Origin of the sequence: Streptomyces corynorhini (genome assembly GCF_003346515.1) — a bacterium.
Classification (GTDB): domain Bacteria; phylum Actinomycetota; class Actinomycetes; order Streptomycetales; family Streptomycetaceae; genus Streptomyces; species Streptomyces corynorhini.
This window is the reverse complement of the sequence record NZ_QQNA01000166.1, coordinates 1-11,128: the sequence shown is the minus strand read 5'-3', so window position 1 is coordinate 11,128 and position 11,128 is coordinate 1. Positions and strand designations below refer to the sequence as shown.

General features: G+C 73.3%; 9 protein-coding genes and 1 pseudogene. 4 read left to right on the top strand and 6 right to left on the bottom strand.

What is annotated here, in order from left to right; translation table 11 throughout:
• Positions 1 to 20: 20 nt before the first annotated feature.
• The 3 genes from DVH02_RS20815 to DVH02_RS20805 are packed head-to-tail and all read right to left on the bottom strand — an operon-like array spanning position 21 to position 4,620.
• A complete protein-coding gene (locus DVH02_RS20815) occupies positions 21 to 3,026 on the bottom strand; it encodes a 2Fe-2S iron-sulfur cluster-binding protein (protein ID WP_114625348.1) in 3,006 nt (1,001 codons plus the stop codon).
• On the bottom strand, positions 3,023 to 3,343 hold the full coding sequence (locus DVH02_RS20810) for a sarcosine oxidase subunit delta (protein ID WP_114625347.1): 321 nt from the start codon (positions 3,341 to 3,343) through the stop codon (positions 3,023 to 3,025). Before DVH02_RS20810 ends, DVH02_RS20815 begins: the two co-directional genes overlap by 4 nt.
• Positions 3,344 to 3,363: 20 nt before the next feature.
• On the bottom strand, positions 3,364 to 4,620 hold the full coding sequence (locus DVH02_RS20805; protein WP_114625346.1) for a sarcosine oxidase subunit beta family protein: 1,257 nt from the start codon (positions 4,618 to 4,620) through the stop codon (positions 3,364 to 3,366).
• A 107-nt stretch (positions 4,621 to 4,727) separates the two neighbouring features.
• Here DVH02_RS20805 and DVH02_RS20800 point away from each other — a divergent pair, with 107 nt between their 5' ends.
• Complete coding sequence (locus DVH02_RS20800; protein ID WP_114625345.1) at positions 4,728 to 5,420, top strand: GntR family transcriptional regulator; 693 nt, start codon at positions 4,728 to 4,730, stop codon at positions 5,418 to 5,420.
• A 130-nt stretch (positions 5,421 to 5,550) separates the two neighbouring features.
• Here DVH02_RS20800 and DVH02_RS20795 read toward each other — a convergent pair whose 3' ends face one another.
• Positions 5,551 to 6,123, bottom strand: coding sequence for a TetR/AcrR family transcriptional regulator (locus DVH02_RS20795; RefSeq protein ID WP_114625344.1), 573 nt, complete (start codon positions 6,121 to 6,123; stop codon positions 5,551 to 5,553).
• Positions 6,124 to 6,206: 83 nt separating this feature from the next.
• Here DVH02_RS20795 and DVH02_RS20790 point away from each other — a divergent pair, with 83 nt between their 5' ends.
• Positions 6,207 to 7,088 carry an SDR family oxidoreductase gene (locus tag DVH02_RS20790; protein WP_114625343.1) on the top strand — a complete coding sequence of 294 codons (882 nt, stop codon included), beginning with the start codon at positions 6,207 to 6,209 and terminating at the stop codon, positions 7,086 to 7,088.
• A 48-nt stretch (positions 7,089 to 7,136) separates the two neighbouring features.
• Here the strand turns inward: DVH02_RS20790 and DVH02_RS20785 are convergent, their stop codons facing one another.
• Positions 7,137 to 7,595 carry a ribonuclease domain-containing protein gene (locus DVH02_RS20785; RefSeq protein ID WP_114625342.1) on the bottom strand — a complete coding sequence of 153 codons (459 nt, stop codon included), beginning with the start codon at positions 7,593 to 7,595 and terminating at the stop codon, positions 7,137 to 7,139.
• 335 nt (positions 7,596 to 7,930) lie between these two features.
• Here DVH02_RS20785 and DVH02_RS20780 point away from each other — a divergent pair, with 335 nt between their 5' ends.
• Positions 7,931 to 9,463, top strand: coding sequence for a hypothetical protein (locus tag DVH02_RS20780; protein WP_114625341.1), 1,533 nt, complete (start codon positions 7,931 to 7,933; stop codon positions 9,461 to 9,463).
• 58 nt (positions 9,464 to 9,521) lie between these two features.
• Positions 9,522 to 9,692 carry a 50S ribosomal protein L32 gene (gene rpmF, locus DVH02_RS20775; protein WP_114625340.1) on the top strand — a complete coding sequence of 57 codons (171 nt, stop codon included), beginning with the start codon at positions 9,522 to 9,524 and terminating at the stop codon, positions 9,690 to 9,692.
• A gap of 152 nt (positions 9,693 to 9,844) precedes the next feature.
• Here rpmF and DVH02_RS20770 read toward each other — a convergent pair.
• Positions 9,845 to 11,056 (bottom strand): annotated as a pseudogene (locus DVH02_RS20770) (pyridoxal phosphate-dependent aminotransferase); the annotation flags it as partial.
• Between the last annotated feature and the right edge of the window lie 72 nt (positions 11,057 to 11,128).

The following is an 11,128-nucleotide window of genomic DNA, read 5'->3' as shown; positions in this document are numbered from 1 at the left end:
GGGGCGTGGGGAGGGGGGTGTCAGCCATCTCGCTTCGTCCCTTCGGGGTCGTAGAGCACCGGCCCGTGCAGCCGTACGGGTACGCGGGTGTCGCCGACGACGGCGTGCACCGTCTCGCCGAGCCGCTCGCGCCCCGCCGCGACCAGCGCGAGGGCGAACGGGCTGCCGAGCGCCGGGCTCCGGTAGCTGGAGGTGACGTGGCCGAGCGTCGGCACGGGGCCCTCGTCCGGGGTGAGGGGGACGTCGGCGGCGATGAGCTGGGTCCCCTCGGGGAGCCGGGTGGCGCCGTCCTCGGGCAGCAGGCCGACGAGGTGCTTGCGGTCGGGGCGTCGCGTGTCGGGGCGGGAGAAGGACCGCTTGCCGATGAAGTCCTTGGACGTGGAGACCACCCAGGACATTCCGGCGTCCTGCGGGGTGACGGTGCCGTCGGTGTCCTGGCCGACGATGATGAACCCCTTCTCCGCGCGCAGGACGTGCATGGTCTCGGTGCCGTACGGGGTGATGCCGTACGGGCGTCCCGCCTCCAGCACGGCGTCCCAGACGGCCTGCCCGTACCAGGCCGACACGTTGATCTCGTAGGCGAGTTCACCGGAGAAGGAGATCCGGCAGACCCGGGCGGGCACCCCGTTCGCGAGGGTCGTCTCGCGGAAGGTCATGAACGGGAACCCCTCGACGGAGACGTCGAGTCCGGGCGCGACGCGGGCGACGACCTCGCGGGAGCGGGGGCCGACGACGGCGACGGTGGACCACTGTTCGGTGACGGAGGTGCAGTGGACGTCGAGGCCGGGCCACTCGGTCTGGAGCCACTCCTCCAGCCGGTCGAGGACGGCCGCGGCGTTCCCGGTGGTGGTCGTCATGGTGTAGCGGTCGGGGGCGAGACGGAGGGTGACGCCGTCGTCGAAGATCATGCCGTCCGGCCCGCACATGACGCCGTAGCGGGCGAAGCCGGTCTTCAGCTTCTTGAAGCCGTTGGTGTAGACGCGGTCCAGGAACGTGCCCGCGTCGGCGCCCCACACCTCGATCTTGCCGAGGGTGGAGGCGTCCATGACGGCGACGCTCTCCCGGGCGGCCCGGCACTCGCGCTCCACGGCGGTGTCCATGTCCTCGCCGGGCAGCGGGTAGTGACGGGGGCGCTTCCACTGGCCGACGTCCTCGAACTCGGCGCCGTGCGCCGCGTGCCAGGCGTGCAGGGCGGTGCGGCGCGCGGGGTCGAAGAGGTCGCCGCGCTCGCGGCCTGCGAGGGCGGCGAAGGCGACGGGGGTGTAGGGGGCGCGGTAGGTGGTGGTGCCGAGGTCCCCGGGCGTGGTCGCGGCGCCGGGGACGCGGTCCTCATCCGGCTCGTAGCGTCCGTCGCGTTCATCGGGTTCGTGGCGTCCGTGGCGTCCGTGGCGTCCGTGGCGTCCGTCGGGTTCGTCGTGTTCGTCGAGCAGCGCGGCGAGGACGCCGAGCGCGTTCACCCCGGAGGTCTTGCCCTGGTCGTTGGCGGTGCCGAGGGAGGTGTACCGCTTGATGTGCTCGGCGCCGCGCATCCCTGTGCCGGTGGCGCGGCGGATGTCGGCGACGGTCACATCGCGCTGCGGGTCCACGAAGTGTGTGTCGTCGCCGTCTTCCGCGCCGGGGACGTACCGGAGCGGACGCACCGGGCCCGGTGCGGTCCGTACCGGACGTTCCGTCACGGGCGCGGGGCCGTGCCCGGTCTCGTACGCGGCCCGGCCACCCGCGTAGGAGCCCTCCGCGACACACTCCGGCAGCTGCCACGTCCCGCACACCGCTCCCGCGAGGTGCTGGCCGCGCACCGGTTCGGAGGGGACGAAGGCGTCGAGCGCGTCGTCCCAGCGCAGGCCGCCCTGGCGCTGGCTGTGCAGGTGGACGACGGGGCTCCAGCCGCCGGAGACGGCGAGGACGTCGCAGCCGGTCTCCGTGCCCTCCCCGGTGGGCCGCCCGTGGGCGTCGAGGGCGCGGACGGTGACACCGGTCAGCCGGGGCCCGCCGCGGGTGCCGGTGACGGCGCTGCCGGTCCGGACGTGGATGCCCGTGGCGTCCGCCAACGCGGCGGCTCGCGGCGTGAGTTCGGCGCGGGAGTCGATGACGGCGACCACGGTGACGCCCGCCGCGCGCAGATCCCGTGCGGTGTCGTAGGCGCTGTCCCCGGTGGTGGCGACGGCGATCCGGGCGCCGGGGGCGACGGCGTACCGGTTGACGTACGTACGGACGGCGGAGGCGAGCATCACCCCGGGCCTGTCGTTGTCGGCGAAGACCAGGGGGCGCTCGTGGGCGCCGGTGGCGAGGACGACGCGGGCGGCGCGGATGTGCCAGAGGCGCTGGCGGGAGACGCCCGCGGGGGCGCGGGGGCCGAGATGGTCGGTGCGCCGTTGCAGGGCGAGCACGTAGTTGTCGTCGTACGCGCCGAAGGCGGTGGTGCGGGTGAGGACGGTGGTCTCGGGGGCGGCGGCGAGCGCGGCGCGGGCGGTGTCGAGCCAGTCGGCGGCCGGGCTCCCCCCGAGCACCGCGGATCCGCCCGTACGGATATCGGGCTCCGAGAGCAACGAGCCGCCCGTCTTGGCCTGTTCGTCCAGCAGCAGGACCCGCGCCCCGGTGGCGGAGGCGGCCGTGGCGGCGGCGAGTCCGGCCGGGCCCGCGCCGACGACGAGAACGTCGGTGTGTACGTACTTCTTGTCGTACAGCGCCGGGTCGGGGGCCGGATCGAGCCGCCCGCGCCCGGAGAGCGTGGTGGCGGACAGACCGTCGTACAGCTCGACCGTGGTGGCGGGCAGCATGCCCTCCGCGTACGAACCCGCCAGTTGGAGAAGGGCGTTGGGCTCCTCGGCCCCGGCGGCGACGATACCGCGCGGGCGTCCCCGGTAGATCGAGGGGCCGACCTCCAGGACGGAGTGGGCGAGCATGGCGGAGGCGACGGTGTCACCGGGATGGCCGGTCAGTTCGTGGCCGTCGACCGTGCAGCGCAGGAGTGTGGAGCGGTCGACGCGGCCTCCGCGCGGGAGCCGGTGGGGCTGTGCGCCGGTCATCGGGTCCCTCCGGACGGACGGGTGGGCTCGGAGGCGTGCGGCGGCAGGTCGGGGCGGGGCCCGTCCGGCCGGTATGTGGCGAGGATCCGGTAAGTAAGCGTGTCGCGTACGGCGTTGAACCAGCGGCGGCAGCCCGCGCCGTGCATCCACCGCTCGGCGAAGGGCCCCTCGGGGTTGTCGCGGTAGAAGACGTACTCGGCCCACTGGGCGTCGTCGAGGGCGTGCGGGTCGGCGGGGTACGGGACATGTGCCTGGCCGCCGTAGTGGAACTCGGTCTCGTTCCGGGGCCCGCACCAGGGGCAGTGCACGAGGAGCACGGTGCCGTCCTCTCGGATGGTCAGTGGGCCACGGCCGCGGCGCCGTGTTCGTCGATGAGGGCGCCCGTCACGAAGCGGTCCAGGGAGTAGGGCGCGTTGAGCGGGTGCGGATTTCCGGTGGCGATGGTGTGGGCGAAGGTCAGTCCCGCCGCCGGGGTGGCCTTGAAACCGCCTGTTCCCCAGCCGCAGTTGACGTACAGGTTCTCGACCGGGGTGGCGGAGACGATCGGGGACGCGTCCGGCGTGACGTCGACGATGCCGCCCCAGGTGCGCAGGACGTGGGCGCGGGCGAAGACGGGGAAGAGTTCGACGGCGGCGGCCATCTGCTGCTCGATGATGTGGAAACCACCGCGCTGCCCGTACCCGTTGTACGCGTCCACCCCCGCCCCCATCACCAGCTCGCCCTTGTGCGCCTGCGACACGTAGACGTGCACGTGGTTCGACATGACGACGGTCGGGTGGACGGGTTCGTGGAGTTCGGAGACGAGCGCCTGGAGCGGATGCGAGCGTACCGGCAGCCGGAAGCCCGCCCGTTCGGCGAGCACACCGCTGTGCCCGGCGGCGCTGAGCCCGACGCGCCCGGTGTGGATCCGGCCCCGGGTGGTCTCGACCCCCACGACCCGCTCGCCGTCCTTGAGGAAGCCGGTGACCTCGCAGTTCTGGATGAGGTCGACGCCCAGTTCGTCGGCGCCGCGCGCCAGGGCCCAGGCGACGTGGTCGTGCTTGGCGATACCGGCGCGCGGCTGATACGTGGCGCCGAGCACCGGATAGCGGCTGTCGCGCGAGACGTTGAGGATGGGGCAGACCTCGGCGGTCTCCTCGGGGCCGAGCCAGACGGCGTCCACCCCGCTGAGCCGGTTGGCGCCGACGCGGCGCACGCCCTCCCGTACGTCCTGGAGGGTGTGGGCGAGGTTGAGGACACCACGCCGGCTGAAGAGGAAGTCGTACCCCAGCTCGTCGGGCAGCCCCTCCCACAGGTCGAGCGCGTAGTCGTAGAGCGCCGCGCTCTCCGCCCAGAGGTAGTTGGAGCGGATGATGGTGGTGTTGCGGGCCATGTTGCCGCCCGCGAGCCACCCCTTCTCCAGCACGGCGACGTTGGTGATGCCGTGGTTCCTGGCGAGGTAGTAGGCGGTGGCGAGGCCGTGCCCGCCGCCGCCGACGATGACGATGTCGTAGGAGGAGCGCGGCTCGGGGTTCCGCCACAAGTGCGCGGGATGCTCGGGGAGTTCACCGGGGCCGCGGTGCTCGCGGCGTCCGGGCGGCCCGTTCGCTGCCATCTGTGCACCATCCTGAAGTACCTCTGGCCGACAACTGATATATCAACTGGTGCGGTAACGTATGAGACCCCTCGGAACAGGTCAAGAGGGCGTCGTGTGGGGGCGTGATGACGGAACGCGCGGGGCCGCGGCGGCAGGGGCTCGCGGAGCCCGGTCTCTCCCACGCCGAACGGGCCTACCGCGCCATCCGCGACCGTCTGGTGATGCTCGACATCCGCCCCGGCGCGCCGGTCAACGAGGAGCAGCTCGCCCACTCCCTCGGCCTCGGCCGCACCCCCGTGCGCGAGGCTTTGAAGCGGCTGCAGTACGAGCGGCTGATCGCCGCGTACCCGCGGCGCGGCACCTTCGCCACCGAGGTCAACATCACGGACCTCGCGCACATCTCCGAGGTCCGCCGACAGCTGGAGCCCATGGCCGCCGCCCAGGCCGCGCGCCGCGCGGGCGCCGGGGACCGCGCCCGGCTCACCGCGCTGCTGCGGGAGCCGGGGATCATCGAGGGACCGGAGACCGGGAGCGCGCCCAGGCCCCCGGAGGAGCTGATGCGCCTGGACCTCGCGGTGCACCGGGCGATCTACACCGCGGCCCGTAACCCGTATCTGGAAGACACCCTGGTCCAGTACGACAACCTCGCCACCCGGGTGTGGTGCCTCTTCGTGGACCGGCTGCCCGGCATGGCCGACCACATCCGCGAGCACGGCCCGCTGCTGCGCACCGTCGTCGCCGGGGACGCGGAGAAGGCCGCCGAGCTGGCCCGCGGTCATATCGACGGCTTCGAACGGGCCATCCGCGCCGTGATCTGACCGAGCCGCCAGGCCCGGCTTCCTGACGTCGGGCCCCCGGCAGGGCCGCGGGCGCGGCCCGGACCCGGGCCACAGGGGGCGGGCGCGGACCGGTGGCGCGTCCGGTGCTGAGCCGGGTCCTGTCGGCTGGTCAGCCGAGTTCGGCGAGCGCGCCGTGCAGCCGCTCCAGGCTCGCCCGGGTCAGCTCCGTCAACTCCTGCTGGTTGTCCGGCGCGGTCCAGGCGGTGTACGCCTCCTTGAAGGCGAGCATGCCCACCTCGGCCGCGAGCGCGGCGACCGGGTCCGGCACGCCACGGGCGCGCAACGCCTCCGTCACGGCCGCGGCGATGCCGACCTGCTTGAGCTGGTCGCGCTCCTGCAACTCGGCGCTGGTCGCGATGACGGCGTGCAGCCGCGGACCGAGTTCGCGGTTGAACGGTGTCATCGCACCGGCCGCGCTCTCCAGTCCCGCGGCGACCGCGACGATGGGGGTGGCGCCTTCGGGCGCCCCGGCGACGCCGTCGGCCATCAGCCGCGACAGCGTCTCCTGACCCGCGGAGAGCACGTCCTTCTTGTCCGGGAAGTGACGGAAGAAGGTGCTCTTGGTGAGCCCGGCGCGCTGGGCGATCTCGGTGACGGTCGTGCCGTCGTAGCCCTGTTCCGAGAAGAGATGCAGCGCGGCGGTGACGAGTCGGTGGCGCGCGTCGGGTTCCCATCGAGGCATGGCCCCAGCATATCAATGCGACCATCGTCCCATCACTCTGCTACGGTGATGCGACCATTGTCCCGTCATCTTGGGAGTCTCTTATGCGTGTCTTCCTCACCGGCGCCAGCGGCGGCATCGGATCCGCGGTCGTCCCCGAGCTGATCGCCGCGGGCCACGACGTGCTCGCGCTGGCGCGCTCCGACGCCTCGGCGCGGGCCGTCACCGCGGCCGGAGCCACCGCGCACCGGGGCGATCTCGGCGATCCCGAGCGGCTGCGCGCCGGGGCCGACGCGGCCGACGGGGTGATCCACCTCGCCTTCGGCAACGACTTCACGGATTTCGAGCGATGTGTCGCGGAGGAGGCCCTCGCGGTCGAGGCGTTCGGCACCGCGCTCAAGGGGACCGGGAAGGCGCTCGTCATCGCGGGCGGCACCCCCGCCGTCCCGGGCCGCCTCTCGACCGAGGAGGACCCGGCGCCGACCGAGGGCCCCGTGGGCGGTCGTGGGCGCAACGCGCGGGCGGTCCTCGATCTGGCCGCCGAGGGCGTCCGCTCCGGGGTCGTCCGTCTCCCGCGATCGGTCCACGCCCGGGGCGAGCGCTACGGGTTCGCCTCGATGCTCATCGAGGCCGCCCGGCGCACCGGGGTCTCCGGCTATGTCGGCGACGGTGAGCAGCGCTGGCCGGCGGTCCACCGGCTCGACGCCGCGCCGCTCTTCCGCCTGGTCCTGGAAGGGGGCGCTCCCGGCACCGTGGCGCACGCGGTCGCCGACGAGGGCGACCGCATGCGCGACATCGCCGAGGTCATCGGCCGTCGGCTCGGGCTGCCCACCGAGCCCGTGGAGCCGGAGAGCTTCGGCTTCCTCGGCCACGTCTTCGCGTACGACCAGCCGTCCTCCAGCGCGATCACCCGCGAGAAGTTCGGCTGGCGGCCCACCCACCCGAGCCTGCTGGAAGACCTCGAAGCCGGGGGCTACCCCGCCTGAGCCGGACCGGCGGGGGCGCCGCCCGGCTCCGCCCCCCCTCGGGGCGGGTCAGGGGCAGCCGGAGGCGATCTCCTGGAAGTTGTCGTAGTGGTCGCCCGTGTACCAGACGGTGCGGGTGTCGGGGTCGCGGACCAGGCGCTCGGCGTCCCGGTGCTGTCCCGGCTCGCGCGGGTTGACGTCGTACTCGCGGTAGCCGCCGTCGACGGGGAGGTCGCCGGAGCGGTTGCGGTAGACGTTGCTGCCGCGGATCACGAAGCGGGTGTTCACGACCGGGTAGTCCGTGGGGCGATTGGCGGCCGGCCAGTCCAGCTCCTGCCAGATCCCGCAGGCTTCCTTCACCTGGCCGGGGAACGCCTCGACGGGCAGCGGGGGATCGATGACATCGGCCGCCCGGAGAGCGGGGATCCGTACGGGGGTTCCCGCTGTCGCGGAGGACGCGGCCGGGACGGCGAGCGCGGCCAGCAGCAGAGCGGCGCCCGCCGCGTAACGCTTGCGGAAGAGAGTCATACCCCTTCAAACCGTCGGCGGGCCGATCGGTCACGGCCCGCCGGGGTGACGGGCCCTGCCGGAATCGTTGACGCGCCGGTATGCCGAATCTATCTTCCGACCGGTTCTCCGCATGATGTACGTCATGGCGAACGGGCGGGCGGAGGAACGGAGCTGAGGAAGCCCACGGCGCCGCCCCTCACCGGGCGAACCCTCCTGCGGACCGCGGCACTCGCCGCCGCTTCCTCCTCGGGAATCCCCGCCACGGCCGTCGGCCCCGCCGCCCTCCCCGCGCCGATTGGCCCGGCTGCCGTCTCCCGGTGGCCGGGTCGTGGGCGCGGGGGCAGCGTGAGCGCATGGCGCAGACTTCGACGCCCGTGTCCGGCCCGCGACGGGGGTGGTCCCGGCCGGGCGGGACCCGGGGGCCCGGTGGCGGCCTCGCCGGGCCCGCGGCTGTCGCCGGGCTCTACACACTCGTCCAGCTGGCGCTGCTGGTGGCCGGGTCGGGGCTCGGCTGGGACGAGACGGTCTACGTCCGCCAGGTCAGCCCGGGAGCGGAAGCCGCGTTCTTCAGCGCGCCGCGCGCCCGGGGCATCACCTTCCTCGTCGCGCCGCTGACCGCGCTGACCCCGTCCGTCGAGGCCCTGCGGGTCTACCTGGCGCTGCTGTCGGGCGCCGGGCTGTTCCTCGCGCTGCGGGTGTGGCGCCCGCTGCTCCCGGCGCGCGTACCGACCGTGGCCGGAGCGCTGTTCGCCGGGCTGTGGGTCACCGTGTTCTACGGGCCGCAGGTGATGCCGAACCTCTGGGTCGCGCTCGGCTCCCTCTCCACGGTGGGCTGCTTTCTGCGCGCCGTGCGCGACCGCGCGGACCGCGCCGCCCTCGCCGGGCTCGGCGCCGGGGCGGCGTTCACCGCGCTGATGCGGCCCACCGACGCGTGCTGGCTCGCGCTGCCACTGCTCCTCGCCGCGCTGTGCGTCGGCGCGTGGCGGCGCCCCGCCGTGCTGCTGACGCTCGGCGCGGGGGTGGCCGTGGGCTGTGCGCCCTGGGTGGCGGAGGCGTATCTGAGCTACGGCGGGCTCGGCGAACGGCTGCGCCGGGCCGACGGGATCCAGGGCGAGCTGGGCTGGAACCTCGCCTTCTACGACCAACTGCGCGCACTACAGGGCAGGTTGCTGTGCCGACCGTGCGACATGGCGTGGCGGCGGCCGGGCACCGGGGTGTGGTGGTTCGTCCTGCCCGCGCTCGTCGTGGGCGGCGTGCTGACGGCGGTCCGGGCCCGCCGTCCCGCCGTCGTGCTGGTGCCGTCCCTGGCCGGTCTGTCGCTCGCGGCGCCGTATCTGCTGCTGATCGGCTACGCGGCGCCGCGCTTCCTGCTGCCCGCCTACGCGCTGCTCGCCGTGCCCGCCGCGCTCTGTCTGCTGTGGATCGCGGCGGCCGTCCGCCCCCGGCCGGTGGCCGCGGCCGGACTCGCCGTACTGCTGGCCGCGCACCTGGTCGTGCAGTACGGGATCCTCGACCGGGTCGCCGCGAGCGGCCGGGCCCACCGGACCGCCTTCGGCCGGGTCGCGGCCGAGCTGGGCCGCCACGGCGTACGGCCGCCCTGCGTGGTCAGCGGCGAGGAGGCCGTACGGATCGCCTTCCGCGCCCGGTGCGCGTCCCGGCAGACCGGCGGCCACGACGTCTCGATCACCCCGGCGCGGCTCGTGGCGCTGGCCCGCGACCGCCCGGTGGCCGTCGTGGTGCCGGGGGCGGGGCGGCCCCCGGCGTACGCGCGGGGCTGGCGCCCGCTGCGGCTGCCGGACCTGCCGGGCGCGCGCGGGCTGCGCGCCTATGTGTCGCCCTCGGCCGGTCCGCCGCCCCGGACCGTACGGCCACCCCGGACGCTTTGATAATGGAAGCCATTTTCATATAGCGTGCGGGCAGTCACCCGCACCCCGGAGGTCCACCATGGCCGTACCCAAGCGCAAGATGTCCCGCAGCAACACCCGCCACCGCCGCGCCCAGTGGAAGGCGACCACCCCGCAGCTCGTCCCCGTCACCGTCGACGGCGCCTCGTACCTCGTACCCCAGCGCCTCGCCAAGGCGTACGCGCGCGGTCTGCTGCGCCCGGAGGGCTGAGCCCCGATGCCCGTGCGCCCACCAGGACCGTGACGACGGCCCGTTCCCCGTCCCGGACCCGTACCGGATCGACGACGCCCCCGCGCACGAGGGCGCCGAGGAGCCGGGGCTCAGCGCGCCGGGCTCAGGGCGGGCAGCGACGACGTCGCCGGGACCGCCGCCGGGCCGGGGTGGCGGGCCAGCCCCGTCGGACCGGCGGGCAGGCACGCCTGCAGGGCGTTGATCAGCCGCTGCACGTCCTCGTGCGGACGCACCACCAGACGCACGAACTGACTGCTGCTGCCCAGCTTGTTGCCGCACTCGCGGATGAAGATGCCGAACTGGGTCAGCAGCCGGTCGCGCAGCGCCACACCGTCGACCCCGTCGGGCAACTTGACCAGCAGGAAGTTCCCCTGGGAGAGAAAGACGATCAGATCGGGGATCGCCGCCAGGGCCTGGGCCATGTGGGCGCGGTCGCGCGAGAGCAGCGCCAGGCTCTCGTGGTACTCGACGCCGTACTCCTTGATCATGAAGACGACGCTCTCGGCGAACGAGTTGAGGTTCCACTTCGGCAGCGCCTTGCGCACCGTCGCCGCGAGCGCCGGATTGGCCACCAGGTAGCCGAATCTGATGCCGTGCAGCCCGAAGTTCTTGCCGAGGCTCTTCAGCACGATCACATTCGGCCGGATGGCCGCCTCGTCGGCGACGGACGGGGCCCGCTCGGCGTCCACGAAGTCGATGAACGACTCGTCCACCACCACCAGGTCCAGGTCCGCCAACTCGTCCAGCAGCCAGAGCACCTGATGGCGGCGGAGAAAACCGCCGTCCGGGTTGTTGGGGTTGCAGATGACCGCGACCCGGGAGCCGCGCTGCCGGATGAAACGCACGTACGCCCGCAGGTCGAGCGTGAAGTCCTGGTCCTCCTGGAGGGGGAACATGTCGACACGCTTGCCGGTCTCCATCGGCTGGTCGGTCCATCTCCCGAAGGTCGGGATGGGAATGGCCAGACTCTCCTTCACCAGCAGATGGTCGATCCAGGTGATCAGCTCGGTGGAGCCGTTGCCCATGGCCACGGTCTGCGGGTTCAGTCCGAGGACCCTGCACAGCTCGGAGGTCACCGTGTCGGCGTCGCTCGGGTAGTACTTCAGGATCGATTCCAGGGATCCCCGCATCCGGGTGAACATGTCGGGCGTGGGGAAGTACGGATTGCACGGAATGCAGAAGTCGACCCGCTCCTGCGCCGGTTCGGCCCTGGAATAGGGCGAGAGCCGCCCCGTCTGCTCGGCCGGATCCGCCGATTCCGCCGGTGACAGCCGCGACAGCATGGCCCAGGAGGGGCTGTGCGCGGCGGTGTGCAGGAGGCCGGTTTCGGGTGACGGGGACATAGCTGCGGTCTCCTTCTACGGTCGGACCAGTGGGAGCGGAGGGCGGGGAAGGTGGGGAAGGGGGGTACGGGC